This window comes from Pseudomonas sp. 21LCFQ010, from assembly GCF_024129905.1.
Taxonomy (GTDB): domain Bacteria; phylum Pseudomonadota; class Gammaproteobacteria; order Pseudomonadales; family Pseudomonadaceae; genus Aquipseudomonas.
In genome coordinates this window covers 56,153-76,560 of record NZ_JAMYDZ010000020.1, presented here as the reverse complement: position 1 = coordinate 76,560, position 20,408 = coordinate 56,153, and the positions used below count along the sequence as shown (strand labels likewise).

Genomic DNA, 20,408 nt, shown 5'->3' with positions numbered 1-20,408 from the left:
ATCCATACAGCGCCGAGTCGGACACCAGCCCGTTAATGTCCGGGCTGATCCTCGAACACGGGGCTTAGCGTATCTTGTACAGCACAGCAGCCCCTGGCTTGGCTTCGAAGGCGGGCACAGTGCGCTGCTCCAGTGGCGTGCCCTTGGCATCCCAAACCAGGGTGTCTGATGGGTACTCGTCCTTGCGGGTCATGACGTCGATCTGCTTGACGATCACCTCCGAACTGGCAGGTACTTCCGGGTTCCATCCGAAGACCCCAACTCTGCCGTAGAACACCGCCGGTGCGTCGGTATCCAGGCGCCGGTCGGGACACATGACCAAACCGCGATCCAGCATGACCCGCAACGCGCCGACGGGCACCGCTTTCACCGTGGGCGTGGTGCGCTCGGTGCTGTGGCCCGGGCAGACATTGGCCGAGCGAGTGACCATATCCTCGACCACTTGACGATCAGACTGGGCCTGCGCCGAAACGGCAACGGCAGACAGGGCGAGTACGACAAGACTTGACTTCCTGAGCACGCGAAACCTCCTATGGAAAAATACCTCAACGTTGCGGGCTACTCCCATGTAAGAAAAGGCCGTGCTTGGGAGCACAGTTGAAGACCACCACAACACTCTGTCGGTTCCACTTGCGGAGTCAGTAGTCTTGGCTCTGACTGCGCAGGCTGCCCGATAAAGCCCGCAACGCCCTATCGGCACCTGACCCCAGTCCCGATTCGTCTATAAAACCAGATCAGCCTGCCCCCAGCGACCATCAGCCAACTTACACATTCCCATTCGCACGTGTATCGTATTGACCCCTTCGCATCTGCCCGCAGATGCCTGTCGCAGTCGTTTTCAAGGTGTCCGTTGTCATGTCCTTTACCCGTCGTCAAATTCTCGGAGGTATCGCCGGTCTTGCTGTGGTCGGTATGGGCGCGGGCGGGGCTGCGCGTTATTGGCTGGCTCAGCGTGGGCCGGGAGAAGGGCATGACTTTGAGCTGATCGCGGCGCCCTTGGATGTCGAGCTGGTGCCGGGTCACAAAACCCCGGCCTGGGCGTTTGGCGGGTCGGTGCCGGGCACCGAGTTGCGGGTTCGCCAGGGCGAGTGGCTGCGTCTGCGTTTCATCAACCAGCTGTCAGTGGAAACCACCATTCACTGGCACGGCATCCGGGTGCCGCTGGAGATGGACGGCGTGCCCTATGTGTCGCAACTGCCGGTCAAACCGGGCGAATACTTCGACTACAAGTTCCGGGTGCTGGATGCCGGCAGCTTCTGGTATCACCCGCACGTCAGCAGCAGCGAAGAGTTGGGCCGCGGTCTGGTCGGGCCATTGATCGTCGAAGAACGTGAACCTACCGGGTTTGCCCATGAGCGCACGCTGAGCCTGAAGAACTGGCATGTGGACGAGACCGGTGCATTTACTGAGTTCAGCGTGCTGCGTGAAGCCGCGCGCGAAGGCACTGCCGGGCGGCTGTCGACCATCAATGGTACTCATCTGGGGGTGATCGACCTGCCGGCCGGGCAGATCACTCGTGTGCGGTTGCTCAACCTCGATAACACCGTGACTTACCGCATCAACCTGCCGGATGCCGAGGCGCGGATTTATGCCATTGATGGCAACCCGGTAGCGCCACGGCCGTTGGGCAAGGAGTACTGGCTGGGGCCGGGCATGCGCCTGTGTCTGGCGATCAAGGCGCCGCCGGCTGGCGAGGCGCTGTCGTTGCGCAATGGTCCGGTGCGCCTGGGCACGCTGCGTTCGGTGGCGGCGGAAGGGGCGCCGGGGGACTGGCCGCCTGCGTTGCCGGCCAATCCTTTGCCGGAGCCAGACCTGGACAACGCCGAGACCATCAATTTCAACTTCGAGTGGGCCGGTGCGGTGTCTACCGGCACCGATGATGGCAAGCCGCCGAGCCTGTGGCAGATCAACGGCCAGGCCTGGGACATCACCGACAAGACCTGCGCCGACCGGCCGATTGCCAAATTGCAGTTGGGCAAAAGCTATATCTTCGAGCTGAAGAACATGGCCCAGTATCAGCACCCGATTCACTTGCACGGCATGAGTTTCAAGGTGCTCAAATCCGACCGGCGCCAGATCATTCCGTATTTCACTGACACCTTCCTGCTGGGCCGCAACGAGCGCGCCTGGGTGGCGCTGGTGGCGGATAATCCGGGGGTATGGATGTTCCACTGCCATGTGATCGATCACATGGAAACCGGCCTGATGGCCGCCATCGAGGTGTCGTGATGCGTCAGCCGCTGATCATCGACCGTAGCCGCGATCAGGATTTCATGCGTGAGGCGCTTGAACTGGCAGCTCAGGGCGCGGCCTTGGGAGAAGTACCGGTGGGCGCGGTGGTGGTGGTCGATGGTCAGGTGGTGGGCCGTGGCTACAATTGCCCGATCAGCGGCAATGACCCCAGCGCCCATGCCGAGATGGTCGCCATCCGCGATGCAGCCCAGGCGCTGAGCAATTACCGGCTACCGGGCAGCACGCTGTATGTAACCCTGGAACCGTGCAGCATGTGCGCCGGCTTGATCGTGCATTCGCGCATCGGTCGGGTGGTGTATGGCGCGCTGGAGCCCAAGGCCGGGGTGGTGCAGAGCCAGGGGCAGTTCTTTACCCAAGGGTTTCTCAACCACCGGGTGCTGTATGAAGGCGGCGTGCTGGGCGAAGCGTGCGGGGCGATGCTCAGCGAGTTTTTCCGCATGCGCCGGGCAGCGAGCAAGGCGCAAGGGTAAGAGCGGCCGGCCGCTAAAGCTTCGCCGCTAAAGCGGCTCCTACAAGACCCCGTGTTTGTCGCGCTCAGGGCTTGCGGCCAATAATCACTGCACGCATCGGTGCCGGCAGGCCCTCGACGGTGCGGCTGTGATCGTCGGGGTCAAGGAAATGCTCCAGTGACTGGTAGCGCATCCAGTCGGTGCTGCGCTGCTCCTGAACACTGGTGGTACTCACATCCACACAGCGCACCTCGGTGAAGCCGGCACGGCGCATCCACAGCTCCAGGGCCGGGACCGACGGCAGGAACCAGACGTTGCGCATTTGCGCATAACGGTCTTCCGGCACCAGCACTTGCTGTACATCGCCAGGCACCACCAGGGTTTCCAGTACCAGTTCACCGCCTTTGAGCAGGCAGTCTTTGAGCGCCAACAGGTGGTCGATGGGCGATTTGCGGTGATACAGCACGCCCATGGAAAACACCGTGTCGAAGCCTTCGAGCTTCTCTGGCAGGTCTTCCAGCGCGAACGGCAAGTGCCAGGCCGGCAGCTGCGGCATGTAGCGTTGCATGGCCTGGAACTGGCAGAAGAACAGCCAGTTCGGGTCGACACCAATCACGCTGTCGGCACCGGCGCCGAGCATGCGCCACTGGTAATAGCCGTTGCCGCAACCGACATCCAGCACACGCTTGCCGTTGAGGTCCAGATGCGGCGCGACGCGGGTCCATTTCCAGTCCGAGCGCCATTCGGTGTCGACATGCACACCGAATACATCGAACGGACCTTTGCGCCAAGGCGACAGGCCCATCAGGGCGGCGTGCAACTGAGCGCGGGTGGCCTCGTCGAGTTCGGCCTGCAGGCTGAACGTATCGAGCAGTTCAACCCGGCCGGGCTGCACGGGCGGCAACGCATCCAGTGCACTGCGCCAGCGCGCCAGGTCGCCATGGCCTTTTTCCAGTTTGGCATCGAGTTGAGCTTGCAGGCCGTTGGCCCAGTTGGCCAGAGGCGTGCCCGCCAGGCGGCGGACCAGTGGAGCGAGATCGATCATGGCAGGGCAATCAATGAGGCGAAGTTAATGCACTGAAACCACGGCACGACTTTGGAAAACCCGGCTTCGCGCAGGCGCTGGCGGTGTTCTTCAAGGCTGTCGGGTTTCATCACGTGTTCGATGGCGCTGCGCTTCTGGGCAATTTCCAGGTCGCTGTAGCCGTTGGCGCGTTTGAAGTCGATGTGCAGTTCGGTGAGCAGGGCGTGCTCGTCGGCATCGGCAAAGCGCAGTTTTTCCGAGAGGATCAGCGCGCCGCCGGGCACCAGGGTCTGGCGGATACGGCTGAGCAGTTCCAGACGTTGCGCGGGGGCAATGAACTGCAGGGTGAAGTTCAGCGCCACCACCGAGGCCGGCTGCCAGGGCAGTTCGAGGATATCGGCTTCGCGAACCTCCACCGGCAGCAGTTCCTGGAACATCGAGTCTTGCGCCTTGAGGTATTCGCGGCAGCGCTCGACCATGGCCGAGGAGTTGTCGACGGCGATCACCTGGCAGCCGTCCTGACGCACATGGCGACGCAGCGCCTGGGTCACTGCACCCAGCGAGCAGCCGAGGTCGTAAAGCACGGTATCGGCTTTGGCGAAGTGGGCAGCGAGTACGCCGAGATTCTCGACAATGGCCGGGTAACCCGGCACCGAGCGCTTGATCATGTCCGGGAACACCCGCACCACGTCTTCATTGAAGGCGAAGTCAGGCACCTGGGACAGGGGCTGGGAGAAGAGGCGATCAGGTTCCTGGGTCACGGCGGTTCCGGCGCAAGCTAAGCAAGGGCGCGCATTTTAGCCAGTTTGTTGCGCCGATGCATGGCCCTCTACCTGTTAGCGGACAGGACGCCGGGTCAATGAACCCTGATTACGCACTCGAAGCGTTCCTGCGGCGCGCTGTCGGCATCCCAGGCTTGCTGGTAGGTCAGTGACAGGTTGCCGGTGCCGGCACTGTCGGCCTTGAAGCGCCACACCGATTGACCGCCGTTGCCAACGACCAGCTCTTTGCTCTGGTCAGCGTTGTACACCTCCGGGCCCAGGCTGCGCAGCACTCCGGGGGCAGCATCGCGGACCTGCCAGCGGTAGCCGGTGGTAGGGTTGCTGGGCAGGGACAGGATCAGGGTCTGGCCAGTGCTGAGGGTCAGCGGGCAGTCATCGGCATCGTCCAGCGAGACGACATTGGCAGGCTTTTGCGCACAGGCCGCAAGCAGGGCAAGGCTCAGGGGCACGAGCAGGCGGGCAGGGGTCATGGAGAGATCCTTTCGGCAAGACAGATCAGTAGGCGCGACCTTGGTCGCGAAAGGGCCTATGAAACCACAACATGTGTTGCAGGTGTCCAGACCGCTTTCGCGATCCGCTTTAGCCGCGCAGCCTTCGCGGATAAATCCGCTCCTACAGAATGAGGTTGTCGCCACACTCCGTAGGAGCTGCTTGAGCAGCGAGCCGTTTAGAACAACACCTTGGCCACATCACTGAAGCGTTTGGCGAAGTGCACGGTCAGGCCTTCCTTGAGGTAAGCCGGCAACTCTTCGAAGTTGCCGCGGTTCGGCTCGGGCAGGATCAGTTCGTTGATCTTCTGCCGACGTGCCGCGATAACCTTCTCGCGCACACCGCCAATCGGCAGTACATGGCCGGTCAGGGTCAACTCGCCGGTCATGGCCACGCCTTTCTTTGGCGCCTGGTTACGTGCCAGCGACAGCAGCGCGCTGGCCATGGTGATGCCCGCACTCGGGCCGTCCTTGGGGGTCGCGCCTTCCGGCACGTGCAGGTGGACGAAGGCCTCATCGAAGAACTTGGCATCGCCGCCAAACTTGCCCAGATTCGAGCTGACGTAACTGTAGGCGATTTCCGCCGACTCTTTCATGACTTCGCCCAACTGACCAGTGAGCTTGAAACCGCGATTGTGGGTGTGAATCCGCGTCGCTTCGATCGGCAGGGTCGCGCCGCCCATGCTGGTCCAGGCAAGGCCGGTAATCACACCGGTGCCAGACAGCACTTGCTCACTGCGAAACACCGGCATGCCGAGCAGGGCTTCCAGGTCCTTGGGGCCGATCTTGATGACGGCGTCTGGCTCGTCCAGCAGCCTGACCACCGATTTACGCACCAGCTTGCCCAGCAGTTTCTCCAGTTGGCGCACCCCGGACTCGCGGGCGTAGCCTTCGATCACACCGCGCAGGGCGGCGTCGCTGATCGACAGCCTGGCTTTATCCACGCCGGCCTTGTCCAGTTGCTTGGGCCATAGGTGCCGTTTGGCGATGGCCAGTTTTTCTTCGGTGATATAGCCGGCCAGACGAATCACTTCCATCCGGTCGAGCAATGGACCGGGGATCGAATCCAGGGTGTTGGCGGTGCAGACGAACAGGACTTTCGACAGGTCCAGGCGCAAGTCCAGATAGTGGTCGAGAAATTCGACGTTCTGTTCCGGGTCGAGGGTTTCCAGCAGCGCCGAGGCCGGGTCGCCCTGGAAGCTCTGGCCCATCTTATCGATCTCGTCGAGCATGATGACCGGGTTCATTACCTCAACGTCCTTCAGCGCCTGCACCAGCTTGCCGGGCTGGGCGCCAATGTAGGTGCGGCGATGACCCTTGATCTCGGCTTCGTCGCGCATGCCGCCGACGCTCAACCGGTAGAACGGTCGGCCCAGGGATTCGGCGATGGAGCGACCGATGCTGGTCTTGCCGACACCCGGCGGGCCCACCAGCAATACGATCGAGCCATTGATCTCGCCTTTATAGGCACCGATGGCGAGGAATTCGAGAATCCGCGACTTGATGTCGTCCAGGCCTGCGTGATGCCGATCAAGAACCTTGCGGGCATGCTTGAGATCAAGTTTGTCGACGCCAGTGACGCCCCAGGGAATCGAACTGGCCCAGTCGAGGTAATTGCGGGTCACGGCGTATTCCGGCGAGCCGGTTTCCAGCACCTTGAGCTTGTTGAGCTCTTCGTCGATCTTTTTGCGCGCCTGAGTCGGCAGAACCTTGCCTTCCAGGCGCTGTTCGAACTGTTCGATGTCAGCGCTGCGGTCGTCTTTGCTCAGGCCCAGTTCCTGCTGGATGACCTTGAGCTGTTCCTTGAGGAAGAACTGACGCTGATGTTCACCGATCTTGCGGTTGACCTCGGCCGAGATCTCTTTTTGCAGGCGCGCGACTTCGACTTCCTTGCGCAGCATCGGCAGGACTTTTTCCATCCGCTTGAGCATCGGTACGCAATCGAGCACCTCTTGCAGGTCCACGCCGCTGGCCGAGGTCAGGGCGGCAGCGAAGTCGGTCAACGGCGACGGGTCGTTGGGACTGAAGCGGTTGAGGTAGTTTTTCAGCTCCTCGGTGTACAGCGGGTTGAGCGGCAGCAGCTCTTTAATGGCGTTGATCAGCGCCATGCCGTAGGCCTTGACCTCATCGGTGGGCTCGTTGGGCACTTGCGGGTACTCGACCTCGACCATATACGGCGGGCGATGGTGCTTGAGCCAGGTCTTGATTCGCACCCGCGACAAACCCTGGGCAACGAACTGCAAACGACCATTCTCGCGGCTGGCGTGGTGAACTTTCACCAGCGTGCCATACTCCGGCAGGGCCTTGGTATTGAAGTGGCGCGGGTCTTCCTGCGGCGTGTCCATGAAAAACAGCGCCAGCGAGTGGTGCTCCGACTTGCTGACCAGTTCCAGGGTTTCTGCCCACGGCTCTTCGTTGACGATCACCGGCAAAACCTGCGCCGGGAAGAACGGACGGTTGTGGATCGGAATGATATAGACCTTGTCCGGCAGGTTCTGGCCAGGCAGGGCGAGCGAGGTGCCGCCTGAACCGAGCGTCACTTCATGCTCGGTGGCGTCGTCGGACGAATCAAGTGGGGCGTTTTGCTGGTCGCTCATGGGGCACCTGCGAAATTGGACATGGCTCTTAGATGGGGCGAGTGGTCTCAGGTTTCAATGGCTGCGGTCGATAGCATGGCAGAGTGTTGCAAAGCTCGTGCAGGGCCGCAGGCGAGCGCCTTTCGTCGAATTTGAATGACTGATATCAAAATGATGTCTCTGCGGCATATCCCTGCTCTGGCATGACAGCTACTCTGCTTGCCAGACACATCGTTGCCAGGGTCGGCATCACTTTCCGGCATTGCCGTTGTGGAAGGGTTCACACGTATGACCAAGTTACTGCATTCGATGGTTCTCGCGGGCCTGTACGTGTTTTCGGCGGCCAGTGTCTCGGCCGCGACACTGACGGCACAGATGTTCGATCGCCAAGGCAAGCCACTGGCCAATGCTGTGTTGACCCTCAAGGGCGCTGCTGGCCCGGCCGCACCGACGCTCAAGGCCAGCATGGACCAGCGTAACCAGGAGTTCGTGCCACGGGTGCTGGCGGTCCACACCGGCACCCAGGTCAGTTTCCCCAACAGCGATGACATTCGCCATCAGGTGTATTCATTCTCGCCCACCAAGCGCTTCGAGTTGCGCCTTTACGAAAAGACCCCGTCAGAGCCTGTGCAGTTCGATAAACCCGGTCTGGTTGTGCTGGGTTGCAACATTCATGACTGGATGGTGGGTTACGTGTACGTCACTGACGACCCCTGGTATGGGGTCAGTGATGAGCAAGGTGTGCTCAAGCTCGATCAATTGCCGCCCGGCCGTTATACCGCGACCCTCTGGCACCCGCAGGCCGAAGACATGCAGCCCCTCGCCGGTGGTGTGCTTGAGGTGCCAGCCGACGGGCTGAGCAAGCGTTTTGACCTGGCCGTCGAGGTCAAACCCGAAGATCAGCCTGCACGCCCGGCCCCTGGCGCTTTCGGTGATGCGTTCCACAAGGCTGCACACTGATGAAACTTCGTCTGAGCTTCCAGGCGCGCATCGCCGGGGTGTTGATTGCATTGGTTCTGGTTGTGATCGGAGCGGTTTTTGTCTCGGTCAAATTCGCCACCGGCGATGCAGTGCGCAGCCAGGCCCAGGCGCAACTGGAGGTTGGCAGCCGGGTGTTCGAGCGGTTGATCGACCTGCGCGGCCGGCGGTTGCGCGATGCGGTGCAGTTGCTCTCGGCGGACTTTGGCTTTCGCGATGCAGTGGCCAGCTCCGATGCTTCGACCATCCGCTCGGTGCTGCTTAACCACGGCGGGCGGATCAACGCCAGCGATATGTTTTTGCTGGGCATGGACGGCACGGTCGTTGCCAGCACCGAGGACGAGGTGGCGGAGGGCTCCAAATTCGTCTACGACCAGGCGCTGCGCAGCGCCAAGCGCAATAATCAGTCAATGCTGATCGTGCCTGGTGGCGGTACTCCGCACTTGCTGGTCGAAAGTACCGTGCTGGCGCCCTTGCCGCTTGGCCGGGTGGTCATGGGCTTTACCATCGACAGCGATATCGCTCAGGAGCTGCGTTCACTCAGTGGTCTGGAGGTGTCATTCCTGACGATCGAAAACGGCAAGCCGGGCGAGTTGATCAGCACCCAGCCAGCCGCCATGTATCCGGCGTTGGTCGAGTTCATGCGCACCTCTGCAGGCGGTCAGATGCATCTGACCGAAAGCGGCAAGCTGAAGTTTCTCAGCCAGACCCTGACTCTCGCAGGCTCTGGCGACAATCAGGTTCTGGCGTTACTGCAAAGCCCGCTGGACAAAGCCTTGCAGGCGTTCGTGCCACTCGATGAAAAGATCTTCTGGATCTCTCTGGCAGCGCTGTTGGCTTCGTTGATCGGCACCCTGGCGCTGGCCCGCAGTGTCTCGCTGCCGGTCCGCGCCCTGGCAGTGGCTGCCAAGCGCATTGGCGATGGCGACTATCGCACGCCAGTGGTCATGGCTCGCAAAGACGAGCTGGGCATGTTGGCCGGTGCAATCAACAGCATGCAGCACGGCATTGCTGTGCGTGAGGATCAACTGGCGCACAACGCCCTGCACGATGCGGTGACCGGCCTGCCCAACCGGGCGCTGGTGATGGAACGGCTGGGCAGTTCGATTGCCGTTGAGCGTCAAATGGCCTTGATGTACCTGGGCATCGACAACTTCCGCGCCATTCACGAGAGCGTCGGGGTCGAGACGGTCGACCACCTGCTCCACGAGCTTGGACAGCGTCTGCAGGGTGCCCTGAGTGCAGGTGACACTGTCGCCCGGCTGACGGCCAACGAGTTTCTCATCCTGCTCGATCACGCCACGGTCGATGCGGCGGTGGCGCGCGGCGATCAGTTGCAGCGCCTGCTCAGCGAGAGCCAGCGCGTTGACGGGTACGACATCGCGCTGGAGTGCTGCATCGGCATTGCGGTCTACCCCGAACATGGTGATGCCGCCCAGGAGCTGCTCAACCGGGCACTGATCGCCCGCAAGGATGCGATCAACATGCCCGGCCGTCTGCATATCTATGAAGACGGTCGTGACCTGGCCCACCAGCGCCAGATCAGCCTGATCCGTGACCTGCGCAAGGCCGCGCAGAATGGCGAATTGCATCTGCATTACCAGCCCAAGCTGGACATTCGCCAAGGCCATGTGCGCCAGGCTGAAGCCTTGTTGCGTTGGGCGCATCCGCAGTTTGGCAACGTGTCGCCGGGGGAATTCATCATCCTTGCCGAGCGCACCGGCAGCATCCAGTTGTTGACCAACTGGGTGATCGAAGAAGCGATCCGCCAACTCGCCGAATGGGCTACCCGCGGGTTATTGGTGCAGCTTTCGGTCAACGTGTCGGCCGACGATTTGCTCGGTGGGGACTTGGTGGGCCACGTGACCCGGACCCTGACCAAGCACCATGTACCGGCTGAGCAACTGATTTTCGAGATCACTGAAAGCGCGGTGATGAGCGAGCCGGAGCAGGCACTGGTGGTGCTCAACCGCCTGCGTGAGTGTGGCATCAGTTTGTCGGTGGACGATTTCGGCACTGGCTATTCTTCATTGGCACACCTCAAGCGCTTGCCGGTTCAGGAACTGAAAATAGACCAGTCATTTGTACGCAACCTGGATGAGACCAGCGAGGACGCGGTGATTGTTCGTTCGACCATCGAAATGAGCCACAACCTGGGCTTGAAGGTGGTCGCTGAAGGGGTTGAGTACGAACACAGCCTGCAGTTGCTGCAACGCTGGCATTGCGATACGGCCCAGGGCTATCTCATCAGTCGTCCGCTGTCGGCGGCGGCCTTCGAGGCATGGATTGCCAAGAGCCATGCACCCACTGACCTGATGGTTCACTGACATGCACTACAGAAATGCGTTGTTGTTGAGTTGCCTGTTGGGGGCCACTGCGCCTCTGGTTCAAGCCGAGAACAGCAAACTGCTTGCCACTGGCGGCGCCAGCAGTATCGAAGGCAGTGCCGGCGGAGGCATCACGCCGTGGGCGGTACTCACCGGTTACGGTGAAGAAGGCGAGTGGGGCGCCAGCGCCTTTGCAACCCGGGTCGACCTGCCCGACTACAACCTGGATGTCGCGGGGCTGGCGGTGGCCTATGGAAACCGGGTTGAGTTCTCTTACGCCCGCCAGCGCTTCGACATCAGCACGCTACAGCACAAACTGAGCTTGCCCGATGACAACTTCACCCAGGATATTTTTGGGGTAAAGGTCAGGCTGTTCGGCGACCTGATCTTCGACAACCTGCCGCAGGTGTCGCTGGGGGTGCAATACAAACATCAGAACGACTTCCTGATTCCCAGCCTGGTCGGCGCCAAGCGCAACTCTGACGTTGAGGGTTACCTGACCGCCAGCCGCCTGTTCATCGGCGGGGCGTTCGGCTACAACCTGCTGGTCAACGGCGGCGTGCGCTACAGCCGCGCCAACGAAATCGGCCTGTTGGGCTTTGGTGGTGACCGGCGTGACAGTCGTAGCGTGCTCAAGGAAGGCTCGCTGGCGGTGCTGTTCAACCCGCGCTGGGCGGTGGGTGTGGAATATCGCGAGAAGCCCGACAATCTGTCGTTCGCCGGGGAAAGCGATTGGGCCGATGTGTTCGTCGGTTACTTCCCCAACAAACATTTCTCCGTAGTGTTGGCCTACGCCCGGCTCGGTGAGATTGCGACTCTGGAAAACCAGAACGGTGCCTACCTGTCCCTGCAGGGGAGTTTCTGATGAAGCGTCTGCTCAGTGCATTGCTGCTGGTAATGCTGGTCGGCTGCGCCCAGCAGCCTCAACCGGCCAAAGATGACAGCCTGTATCAGGACCTGGGCCAGCGTGCCGGTATCCAGCGCATCGTCGAAGGAATGCTGCTCAACGTGGCCAAAGACAAGCGTATCGTCGAACGCTTTCGTCGGGTCGATATCGAGCGTCTGCGTGACAAGCTGGTCGAGTTCTTGTGTATGGAAACCGGCGGGCCCTGCACCTACACCGGCGACAACCTGCGCGAGTCACACAAAGGCCAGGACCTGACCCGTGGCAACTTCAATGCGCTGGTCGAGAATCTGATCAAGTCGATGGACGAGCAGAACATATCAGTGCCCGTACAGAACCGCCTGATCGCCCGTCTGGCCGCAATGCGTGACCAGGTGATTCACCAGTAGGAGCGACCTTGGTCGCGAAGGCGGCTGGTCGGGCAATACAGCTGTTGTGCCTGTGCCGGCCTCTTCGTGACCTTGGTCGCTCCTGCAAGTGCAGCGCTCTTTACCTCGGCAAGCGGTACGCTACTACGTAGTCGCCTTGTCGGGTGCCCAGCGAACCATGGCCGCCAGCGACCACCAGCACGTATTGTTGGCCATCCTTGCCGGTGTAGGTCATCGGCGTGGTCTGCGCGCCGGCAGGCAGGCGGCCTTGCCATAACTGCTTGCCGTTACGCAGGTCATAGGCGCGCAGGTACTGGTCCAGCGTCCCGCTCAAAAAGCCCAGGCCGCTGGCGGTGGTGATCGTGCCGCCAAGACTGGGCACGCCCATGGTCAACGGGATCGGAACCGGCGAGCTGTCACGCACGGTGCCGTTCTTGTGCATCCACAGGGTTTTGTGGGTGGTCAGGTCAACGGCGGCCACATAGCCCCAGGCTGGTGCCTGGCAAGGCAGGCCCATGGGCGACAGCAGCGCTTCGAGAATCACCCCGTACGGGGCGCCCTTGTTGGGTTGCACGCCTTCGGTCTCGCTCTTGCGGCCCGGCCCGGCCGCCACTTCAGCGGCCGGCACCAGTTTCGAGCGGAACGCCATGTAGCTGGGGTTGACGAAGGCGATCTGACGCACCGGATCGACCGAAATACCGCCCCAGTCGAACACCCCAAAGTTACCGGGGTAGACCAGCGTGCCTTGCAGTGACGGCGGGGTAAACGGGCCTTCATAGCGCAGCGACTTGAAGTCGATGCGGCACAGCAGTTGATCGAACGGGGTCACGCCCCACATGTCACGCTCGGTGAGCACCGGCGGCATGAAGTTCAGCTCCGATTTCGGCTGGGTCGGCGAAGTACGATCGCCCTCGACCGCGCCTTGCGGCACCGGCACTTCATGAATCGGCACGATAGGCTCACCGCTGCGGCGGTCCAGCACGTAGATACTGCCTTGCTTGGTCGAGGCCAGTACCGCCGGCTTCAGGCCATCGGCGGTTTTCAGGTCCATCAACGTTGGCTGACCGCCGACGTCCATGTCCCACAGATCATGATGAGTGAATTGATAGTTCCAGCGCACCTTGCCACTGGCGATCTCCAGCGCCACCAGGCCTGCACTGAATCGCTCTGACGCCGGGGTACGGTTGCCGCCCCACTGATCGGGCATCTGGTTGCCCATCGGCAGGTAGATCAGGCCCAGCTGTTCGTCGACGCTGAACATTGACCACATGTTGGGCGAGTTGCGGGTGTAGGTTTCGCCCGCCGCGAGAGGCGCGGTCTGGTCCGGGTTGCCGCTGTCCCAGTTCCAGACCAGATGGCCGGTGCGGATGTCATAGGCCCGAATCACTCCGGATGGCTCGTCGGTGGAGACGTTGTCAGTGACATGCCCGCCGATGATGACCAGGTCGCGGGTCACCGCCGGTGGCGAGGTGGAGTAATAGCCGCCGGGGGCGAAGCTGCCAATGTTGCTGCTCAGGTCGATCGCGCCCTGATTGCCGAAGTCTTCACAGACCTTGCCGGTGTCAGCGTTCAAGGCGATCAACCGGGTGTCGGCGGTGGGCAGCAAAATGCGTTTTGGGCAGGCGCTGGCGGTCGCCGGGCTGGCTTGCTCATCGGAGTCGGCGTAGCTGGCCTGGTCGTGATAAGCCACGCCACGGCAGGTCATGTGCGCCCAGCCCTTGAAGTTTTCAGCGCTCTGGGTGCTGATCTTCGGATCATAGCGCCAGATTTGCTTGCCGCTGTCCGGGTCCAGCGCAATCACCTGGCTGTGCGGCGTGCACACATAGAGCATGCCGTTGACCTTCAGCGGTGTGTTCTCGGCGGTGGTTTCGCCTGGGTCGCCAGGGCCTGGGATATCACCGGTACGGAAGGTCCAGGCCGCTTCGAGTTGGTGAACGTTGTCAGGCGTGATCTGCTTGAGCGGAGAATAGCGGTCACCAAAGGCGGTGCGCCCGTAGGACTGCCAGTCGCCGTCGGGTATTGCCGGTGCGGTGCTGGTGGTGCCGGCTGTTTCGCGGTCGAGCTGGCCTTCGATACGGCCAGGGTGGGTGAACTGGCTGGCCAGTGCCACCAGACCTGCGAGCAGCACCGCAAGGCTCAAACTGCCGGTAGCCAGGGGGGCGGGTGCAGCGCCCTGCAACGGCCGGCGCAGCCAGGGCAGCAACAGTACGATGCCCAAGGCAAACCAGAGCGCCAGGCGCGGAACCAGTTGCCACCAGTCCAGACCGACTTCCCAGAGCGACCAGCCGGTGCTGGCGAACAGGAACAGTGCGTAGAGGCTCAGGGCGGCGCGATGCCTTTTGAACAGCAGTATGGCGGTCAGGGTCAGCGCGACGCCGGCCAGCACGTAATAAAGCGAACCGCCCAGTTGCAGGAGTTTGATCCCGTAGCCGAGCAGGACCAGCCCCATCAGCAGTAATACCAACCCAACGATCTTCAGTGGCAAGGGATGGCTGCGTGCAACTGCATCAGTGCCCATAGTGCAAATCTCCGCGAAATGAATATTCGGCGGTGTGTGGGTCACGAGCCGCCTCTGCATGCAGAGGCTTGCAGTAACAAAACGTTTCAAAAATATGCGTAGGTACAAGACCGATGGCACATCCGACTGCCTGCCGGAGCGTTCTAAACTGCCCAACCGGGCTTCCCGCTGACGCCCGGCTCGGCTATGGTGCGCTCCTTTTGCCGCAAACCCTGCCCAAGGTGCCAGATGACTACTCCTAACACCGATCCGCTGCATGGCGTGACCCTGCAGCGCATTCTCGAAGTGCTGGTCGAGCACTATCAGTGGTCGGGCCTTGCCGAGCGTATCGATATTCGCTGCTTCAAGAGCGACCCGAGCATCAAGTCGAGCCTGACGTTTTTGCGCAAGACACCTTGGGCCCGTGAGAAGGTCGAAGCCTTGTATGTGAAGCTGCAGAAAAAACGTTAAGGATGCTTGATGCTCGACAAACACCTGCCAGCGGCCCCCGGCGCACGTCGCTATGCCTTGGTTGCGGCAGTGCTGGGCTGGTCCGGACTGGCGATCCAGCAATACCTGATCTTTATCTCTCGCTGGATTGATCAGGCCAGCCTGCTGGGCGGGTTGGTGAAGTTCTTCAGCTTTTTCACCGTGCTTAGCAACACCCTGGTGGCTGTGGCGCTGACCTGTGTAGTCAGTCAGCGAAACACGGCGTTGCAGCGGTTTTTCCGGCACCCGGTGGTCTGCAGCGGTATCGCCGCCAGTATTGCCCTGGTGGCGATTGCCTACAGCCTTTTGTTACGCCACCTGTGGCAACCGCAGGGCTTGCAGTGGCTGGCCGATGAACTGCTGCACGACATCATGCCGGTGCTGTTCGTGCTGTACTGGTGGCTGTACGTGCCCAAGGCCGGGCTGGGACTGCGCCATGTGCTGCTGTGGATGCTCTACCCACTGGTGTACTTCGGCTATGTCTTGCTGCGCGGCGACCTGCTTGGCGATTACGTCTATCCCTTCGTCGACGCGGGCAACCTGGGCTACGCCCAGGCGTTCATCAATGCCGGTGGAGTGCTGGCCGGGTTTGTGCTGATCGCACTGCTGCTACTGGTGGTTGACCGGCGGCTGAAAAAGCCCTGACCAGAGGCGCTCAGTGCCCTTGGGGCTCTGATTCGTCGAGGCGCCAGTAACCGGCAGCCTTGACGAATTCATCATCCAGTCCCTTTTCATCGAGCAGGATGCGCCGCGCCTTGCGCGACAGGGCCGCTTCGGTAGCGACCCAGGCATACAGCTTGCCAGTGGGGACTTGCACCTGACGGATGGCCTCCAGCAAATCCTGGTCGCCACGCACCACCCAGCTCACTTCGACCTGGGCCTGGCTGTTCAGTGGCTGGCGCTCATCGAGGCTGGCCACTTCGATCAATACGCGGGCGCTGCGACCTGCCGGCAGCTCTTCAAGGCGCCGGGCAATGGCCGGGATAGCGGTCTCGTCGCCGATCAACAGGTAGCTGTCGAAAATATCCGGGACCACCAGCGAGCCACGCGGGCCTGCGATGTATAGATGCTGTCCCGCAGCCGCTTGGGCGGCCCAGGTCGCGGCCGGGCCGTCGCCGTGCAGCACGAAGTCGATGTCCAGCTCGTTACTTTGCGGGTCATAGCGGCGCGGCGTGTAGTCACGCATGGCCGGGCGCGGGCCTGCGCTGTCGGCGCCGAGCGTCATGGTTTCCAGCGCCTCCTGCTCTTGCGGGGTGCGCGGGAACAGCAATTTGACGTGGTCGTCAGCGCCCAGGCTGATGAACCCGGCCAGCTCTGGGCCGTGCAGGGTGACACGGCGCATCAGTGGCGTGAGGTCGGTGACGCGCAACACTTCGAGTTTGCGACGCTTGATTTCATGCATGACGCGGTGAATCGCTTGCGGTGAATTCATTGTGGTTCCTCGATGCGGGAATGAGCGCCATCGGCGATGGCCTTGGCGGTGCTGTTGAGCAGGTCGCGCACCCGGGCGATTTCTTCGGGTGTCCAGCGACCGTGGTGCATGTGCATGGCATGACGCAGGTTGTGCACGGCTTCGTGGATCTCCGCTGGCCGGTCATGGCCGCGCAGGGCACGTTTGCTGACGTCGATACGCTGGCGCGCGCCATCCAGCGCCACGGCCTGCTCAGCCAGCCAGGCGCGGCCGGTGTCGGTCAGCGCGTAACGCTTCTTGCCGGCGGCAGCGTCGCCGAGAATCAGCTCGCTTTCTTCCAGAAAGGTCAGGGTCGGGTAGATGACCCCAGGGCTGGGGCTGTAATTGCCGTCGAACAGGCTCTCGATCTGGCGGATCAGGTCATAACCATGGCAAGGCTGAGCAGCGATCAGGTCCAGAATCAGCAGCTTGAGGTCACCCGGTGCAAATACCCGCGGGCCCCGGCCACCGCGCTCGCGGCCGCCGCGTTTGTCTGCCGTCAATGACCCGCAGGCTTGTGAGTCTTCACCCATCTGAGCTTCTCCGATTACGTTTAGATATACCTTAAGATATATCTTTACGATTTCGCAAGCACTTTATCCGGAGTCATTCTCATCTTTGGTGAATCATCTTGGCTGAAGTGCTGAGCTATCAATGCGCTCCTGAACCGGCAACAACGGGTCCGGCTGGCGGCGCCGCGCACATGGCCTGGCCATGCTGTTCCAGGTAAGGCGTGAGGAACGGCGCCATCCCCTTGAGCACCTGCACCGGCAGCGCCGAGGTGAAGCGAAACCCTTCGGCAGCGCGGCCTGGCACGTAGGCGGTGAGGGTGCCGAAGTGGTTGTCGCCCAGATAAAACACGAAGGTGGCGGTGCGGTTGATGGCCCGTGATTGCAGCACGTGCCCGCCAGCGCTCATGCTCTGGATACGGTTGTCGCCAGTGCCGGTCTTGCCGCCCATGATCAGGTTGCTGCCGTCCTGCAGCTTGAACGAGCCCTGAATACGTTTGGCGGTGCCGCCGTCGACCACTTCAGACAAGGCTTCGCGCATGGCCGTCGCCACGGCCGAGGGCAGTACCCGTTTGCCCAGCTCCGGGTTGGTGACCAGACGGGTTTCGTAGGGCGTACCCTCGGCAAAATGCAGGCTGTCGATGCGTACGGTGGGCAGGCGAATGCCGTCGTTCTGGATGATGCCGATCAGCTCGGCCAGCGCCGCCGGGCGGTCGCCGGAACTGCCGATGGCGGTGGCCAGTGACGGCACCAGATGATCGAACGGATAACCCAGGCGCTGCCAGCGCTGCTCGATATCCAGGAAGGCTTCGACCTCCATCATGGTGCGAATCCGGCTGTCGCGTGCGCTTTTATGACGGCTCTTGAACAGCCAGCTATAGACCTCCTGGCGCTCGTGGACACTGGTCGCCACGGCGTCGCGGAACTGCGCTTCGGGGTGGTTGAGCAGATAGCCCACCAGCCACAGGTCCAGCGGATGCACTCGGGCAATGTAGCCCTGGTCGGGCAGGTCGTAGGCACCGGGGCCATAGCTGCTATACAGCTCGTTGAGGCGTTTTTCGGTCACCTTGGCCGCCTCGCCGTCAGCCAGGTGGGCCCGCACGAAGTTGTTGAAGGTGGCCTGATCCGCCGCCGGCAGCAGATAGCGGTGCACCGCTGCCAGCCGCGAGGCGGTCGGGCGCATGCCATCGAGGAAGGTTTCCAGGCGTTGCTGGGTGGTCTTGTCCTTGTAGCGCTTCCAGAAGCGCAGCAGGAACACCCGGCCTTCGCGGTCGGCAAACTGGCTCAGGTATTCCTGACGCCGAGGGTCGCTGTCATCCTTGAGCAACTCAGCGCTATTACCCGGTGCCTGATAAGTGCTGTAGCGCACCACATCGCGCATCAGGCGAATGAACGGCAAGTTGATCGACTCGCGCAGGGATTCGCGCAGGGTCGGCAGCCGGCCGTTGTCTTCACGGCGAAAATTGTTGAAGCGATGCAGGCCGCCGCCGGTAAAGAAACGCTCGCCAGGGCTGGCCGAGTAGCGTCGGTCCAACGCGGCACTGAGCATTTTCGGCAGGTCGCGGTCCGGGTTCTGGATCAGGTAATCGACTGCCCAGCGGGTCAGCAGGTCCGGCGCTTCCACCGGGACTTTACGCAGCTCGGGCGCGCTCATGCCGGCATAGCGTTGATGCAGTTCGGCGATGATTTCAAGGTAAGTGGTCAGTACCCGCAGCTTGGCGGTAGAGCCCAGTTCCAGCTTGCTGCCTTCGTTGATGTCGAAGGGTTGGTCGGTGCTGTCGGTCTGGATACGGACCCGAAAGCCGTCGGCGCTGCGCTCGAACAGGGTAAAACTGTAGCGCACCTGGGCGGTGCTGGCCGGGCTCAACAGGCGCTCGCCGATAAGACCCAGGCTGGCGGCAAATGCCGGGTCGGCCAGTTGGCGCAGGTACTGGGTCACCTTGTCCTGCAACTCGCCCTGCAAGGTGGTGGTGGCCGACAGGTCGAGACGGTCCAGGTCATAGAATGGCCGGTCGAGCATGCTCGACAGCCGACTGCGCGCAACGCTGATGCCCTTGTTACCTTCCATGGGTTGCCAGGTCGGTTGTTGCTGCCAGTCGCGGTAGGTCACCTGCGCGGCCAGGGTCGCGTCGGCCAGTTGCCGGTCGATCACCCCGGCGTTGGCCAGCAGGCGGATATGGCTGTCGGTCAGCTCGGCCAGTTCGTTGCGGCCCTTGGACAGATAATGCGAAGGACGGCGCTGGGCGATCACCAGTGACAGCACTTCACGCAACGCCAGAGCCTTGGCCGCCAGCGCCTTGGCGGTTTCGGCCGGGGCATTGAGGTGCTGGTTGCTGCTCTGGAAGTCGGCACCAAACCAGACCCGCAGCCCTTCAGCCAGACCGTGGACTTCACCGTGTCCGGGTACTGCCGACAGCGGTACGCTGTTGAGATAATCGCGCACGACGTTCTGCCGTGCCTCCAGGGTGTGCTCACCGGCCTGATAGGCCCGCACGCTGGCAGAGAACATCTGGCGCAGTTTTTCGGCGCCGGTCAGGGTCAGCCCGTCGGGCGAGTGGCGGTACTTTTCCAGTTGGGTCGCCAGGGTACTGCCGCCGGCCGACTGGCCGGGCAACGACAGCAGCTTGGCAACCTGTGACCAGGCCGCCTTGACGAAACGCGGCCAGTCCACTGCCGGGTTGGCCAGCGGTTGCTGCGGGTCGAGCAGATTGCGGTTTTCGATGAACAACAGACTCTGTACCACCAGCGGCGGAATAGACGCGAAGTCGGGGTACAACTGCTGCGGATAATGGAACTGATACAGCGGCGCGGCACGGCAATCAGTGATGGTCAGCCCGGCCTGGATCTTTTCCTGGTAGGGCACGAAGAAGCCGTGTTCGGCGTAGCGCATCAACTCCGGCGAGAAGCGGGTCTGTTCGGTGATCAGGTAGTCGCGTTTGAGCAGCCGTGGCAGAAACTGGTCGAGCGCCGAATAGCCCAGACGCTTGTCGAACGGGCCGTCACCGGGATAGATGCGCTGATTGCTCGGGCCGGGTTGCATCGACCAGCTCAGGCGGGCGGCAAAGCGGCTGATTTCCTGGGCTTGCAGGCGTGAACTGCGGGTTTCGTGTTCGATCGCCACGCCAAGCGCCACACCCCCCATCACCACCAAGACCCAGAACACTCGCCAGCCATACCGCTTGCGGCGTGGAGGGGGCTGCTGTGGCCGGTTGTCATTCGGGTCGGCCTGGGTCTTCTGGTGCCCGCTATCGGAATGCCGTAATACGCCCATAATCGATTGGCCCCGGCCCTCTCAACGCACTTGCCACAAGCTT

General features: G+C 62.0%; 17 protein-coding genes. 8 read left to right on the top strand and 9 right to left on the bottom strand.

The annotated features are described in order from the left end of the window. Positions 1–64: 64 nt before the first annotated feature. Entirely contained in the window at positions 65–520 is a 456-nt protein-coding gene (locus NJC38_RS20680; RefSeq protein WP_253116924.1) for a hypothetical protein, read from the bottom strand. A 335-nt stretch (positions 521–855) separates the two neighbouring features. Here NJC38_RS20680 and NJC38_RS20675 point away from each other — a divergent pair, with 335 nt between their 5' ends. Then, the gene (locus NJC38_RS20675; RefSeq protein WP_045482520.1) at positions 856–2,229 is read left to right on the top strand and encodes a multicopper oxidase family protein; all 1,374 of its coding nucleotides are present in this window, start codon (positions 856–858) and stop codon (positions 2,227–2,229) included. Further along, positions 2,229–2,723, top strand: coding sequence for a tRNA adenosine(34) deaminase TadA (gene tadA / locus NJC38_RS20670; protein WP_253116923.1), 495 nt, complete (start codon positions 2,229–2,231; stop codon positions 2,721–2,723). The genes NJC38_RS20675 and tadA overlap by 1 nt, the downstream gene beginning before the upstream one ends. A gap of 64 nt (positions 2,724–2,787) precedes the next feature. On the opposite strand, the gene cmoB is transcribed toward tadA, so the two are convergent. The 4 genes from cmoB to lon form a co-directional block, all read right to left on the bottom strand. Then, a complete protein-coding gene (gene cmoB, locus NJC38_RS20665; protein ID WP_253116922.1) occupies positions 2,788–3,747 on the bottom strand; it encodes a tRNA 5-methoxyuridine(34)/uridine 5-oxyacetic acid(34) synthase CmoB in 960 nt (319 codons plus the stop codon). Beyond that, positions 3,744–4,487: a carboxy-S-adenosyl-L-methionine synthase CmoA gene (gene cmoA / locus NJC38_RS20660; RefSeq protein ID WP_253116921.1), complete on the bottom strand. Its 744-nt coding sequence runs from the start codon at positions 4,485–4,487 to the stop codon at positions 3,744–3,746. The genes cmoB and cmoA overlap by 4 nt, the downstream gene beginning before the upstream one ends. Positions 4,488–4,582: 95 nt before the next feature. After that, entirely contained in the window at positions 4,583–4,978 is a 396-nt protein-coding gene (locus NJC38_RS20655) for a protease inhibitor I42 family protein (RefSeq protein WP_045482512.1), read from the bottom strand. A gap of 197 nt (positions 4,979–5,175) precedes the next feature. Continuing rightward, complete coding sequence (lon, locus tag NJC38_RS20650; RefSeq protein WP_045482509.1) at positions 5,176–7,593, bottom strand: endopeptidase La; 2,418 nt, start codon at positions 7,591–7,593, stop codon at positions 5,176–5,178. Between the two features lie 267 nt (positions 7,594–7,860). Here lon and NJC38_RS20645 point away from each other — a divergent pair, with 267 nt between their 5' ends. The 4 genes from NJC38_RS20645 to NJC38_RS20630 are packed head-to-tail and all read left to right on the top strand — an operon-like array spanning position 7,861 to position 12,170. Beyond that, entirely contained in the window at positions 7,861–8,532 is a 672-nt protein-coding gene (locus tag NJC38_RS20645; RefSeq protein WP_253116920.1) for a methylamine utilization protein, read from the top strand. Next, the gene (locus tag NJC38_RS20640) at positions 8,532–10,877 is read left to right on the top strand and encodes an EAL domain-containing protein (RefSeq protein ID WP_045482503.1); all 2,346 of its coding nucleotides are present in this window, start codon (positions 8,532–8,534) and stop codon (positions 10,875–10,877) included. The genes NJC38_RS20645 and NJC38_RS20640 overlap by 1 nt, the downstream gene beginning before the upstream one ends. A gap of 1 nt (position 10,878) precedes the next feature. Next, positions 10,879–11,742 (top strand): DUF3034 family protein, encoded by an 864-nt coding sequence (locus NJC38_RS20635; protein WP_253116919.1) that lies wholly within the window; start codon positions 10,879–10,881, stop codon positions 11,740–11,742. Then, positions 11,742–12,170 carry a group 1 truncated hemoglobin gene (locus tag NJC38_RS20630; RefSeq protein ID WP_253116918.1) on the top strand — a complete coding sequence of 143 codons (429 nt, stop codon included), beginning with the start codon at positions 11,742–11,744 and terminating at the stop codon, positions 12,168–12,170. Before NJC38_RS20635 ends, NJC38_RS20630 begins: the two co-directional genes overlap by 1 nt. A 100-nt stretch (positions 12,171–12,270) precedes the next feature. On the opposite strand, the gene NJC38_RS20625 is transcribed toward NJC38_RS20630, so the two are convergent. Continuing rightward, positions 12,271–14,667, bottom strand: coding sequence for a glucose/quinate/shikimate family membrane-bound PQQ-dependent dehydrogenase (locus NJC38_RS20625; RefSeq protein WP_253116917.1), 2,397 nt, complete (start codon positions 14,665–14,667; stop codon positions 12,271–12,273). 228 nt (positions 14,668–14,895) lie between these two features. Between NJC38_RS20625 and NJC38_RS20620 the strand changes: the two genes are divergently transcribed. Both NJC38_RS20620 and NJC38_RS20615 read left to right on the top strand, forming a co-directional pair. Then, a complete protein-coding gene (locus NJC38_RS20620; RefSeq protein ID WP_045482485.1) occupies positions 14,896–15,117 on the top strand; it encodes a VF530 family DNA-binding protein in 222 nt (73 codons plus the stop codon). A gap of 9 nt (positions 15,118–15,126) precedes the next feature. Further along, on the top strand, positions 15,127–15,780 hold the full coding sequence (locus NJC38_RS20615) for a Pr6Pr family membrane protein (protein WP_253116916.1): 654 nt from the start codon (positions 15,127–15,129) through the stop codon (positions 15,778–15,780). Between the two features lie 10 nt (positions 15,781–15,790). On the opposite strand, the gene NJC38_RS20610 is transcribed toward NJC38_RS20615, so the two are convergent. From NJC38_RS20610 to NJC38_RS20600, 3 genes are all read right to left on the bottom strand, one after another. Beyond that, positions 15,791–16,567: a siderophore-interacting protein gene (locus tag NJC38_RS20610; RefSeq protein WP_253116915.1), complete on the bottom strand. Its 777-nt coding sequence runs from the start codon at positions 16,565–16,567 to the stop codon at positions 15,791–15,793. Continuing rightward, positions 16,564–17,118, bottom strand: a complete 555-nt coding sequence (locus NJC38_RS20605; protein ID WP_253116914.1) for a PadR family transcriptional regulator — start codon at positions 17,116–17,118, stop codon at positions 16,564–16,566. The genes NJC38_RS20610 and NJC38_RS20605 overlap by 4 nt, the downstream gene beginning before the upstream one ends. A 118-nt stretch (positions 17,119–17,236) precedes the next feature. Further along, complete coding sequence (locus NJC38_RS20600; protein ID WP_253116913.1) at positions 17,237–20,365, bottom strand: transglycosylase domain-containing protein; 3,129 nt, start codon at positions 20,363–20,365, stop codon at positions 17,237–17,239. Between the last annotated feature and the right edge of the window lie 43 nt (positions 20,366–20,408).

What these genes read in the sequence shown, in the direction of transcription:
- NJC38_RS20675 (WP_045482520.1), top strand. Translation starts at nt 856, where the DNA reads ATGTCCTTTACCCGTCGTCAAATTCTCGGAGGTATCGCCGGTCTTGCT.
- tadA (WP_253116923.1), top strand. Translation starts at nt 2,229, where the DNA reads ATGCGTCAGCCGCTGATCATCGACCGTAGCCGCGATCAGGATTTCATG.
- cmoB (WP_253116922.1), bottom strand. Translation starts at nt 3,747, where the DNA reads ATGATCGATCTCGCTCCACTGGTCCGCCGCCTGGCGGGCACGCCTCTG.
- NJC38_RS20655 (WP_045482512.1), bottom strand. Translation starts at nt 4,978, where the DNA reads ATGACCCCTGCCCGCCTGCTCGTGCCCCTGAGCCTTGCCCTGCTTGCG.
- lon (WP_045482509.1), bottom strand. Translation starts at nt 7,593, where the DNA reads ATGAGCGACCAGCAAAACGCCCCACTTGATTCGTCCGACGACGCCACC.
- NJC38_RS20645 (WP_253116920.1), top strand. Translation starts at nt 7,861, where the DNA reads ATGACCAAGTTACTGCATTCGATGGTTCTCGCGGGCCTGTACGTGTTT.
- NJC38_RS20640 (WP_045482503.1), top strand. Translation starts at nt 8,532, where the DNA reads ATGAAACTTCGTCTGAGCTTCCAGGCGCGCATCGCCGGGGTGTTGATT.
- NJC38_RS20635 (WP_253116919.1), top strand. Translation starts at nt 10,879, where the DNA reads ATGCACTACAGAAATGCGTTGTTGTTGAGTTGCCTGTTGGGGGCCACT.
- NJC38_RS20630 (WP_253116918.1), top strand. Translation starts at nt 11,742, where the DNA reads ATGAAGCGTCTGCTCAGTGCATTGCTGCTGGTAATGCTGGTCGGCTGC.
- NJC38_RS20625 (WP_253116917.1), bottom strand. Translation starts at nt 14,667, where the DNA reads ATGGGCACTGATGCAGTTGCACGCAGCCATCCCTTGCCACTGAAGATC.
- NJC38_RS20620 (WP_045482485.1), top strand. Translation starts at nt 14,896, where the DNA reads ATGACTACTCCTAACACCGATCCGCTGCATGGCGTGACCCTGCAGCGC.
- NJC38_RS20615 (WP_253116916.1), top strand. Translation starts at nt 15,127, where the DNA reads ATGCTCGACAAACACCTGCCAGCGGCCCCCGGCGCACGTCGCTATGCC.
- NJC38_RS20610 (WP_253116915.1), bottom strand. Translation starts at nt 16,567, where the DNA reads ATGAATTCACCGCAAGCGATTCACCGCGTCATGCATGAAATCAAGCGT.
- NJC38_RS20605 (WP_253116914.1), bottom strand. Translation starts at nt 17,118, where the DNA reads ATGGGTGAAGACTCACAAGCCTGCGGGTCATTGACGGCAGACAAACGC.
- NJC38_RS20600 (WP_253116913.1), bottom strand. Translation starts at nt 20,365, where the DNA reads ATGGGCGTATTACGGCATTCCGATAGCGGGCACCAGAAGACCCAGGCC.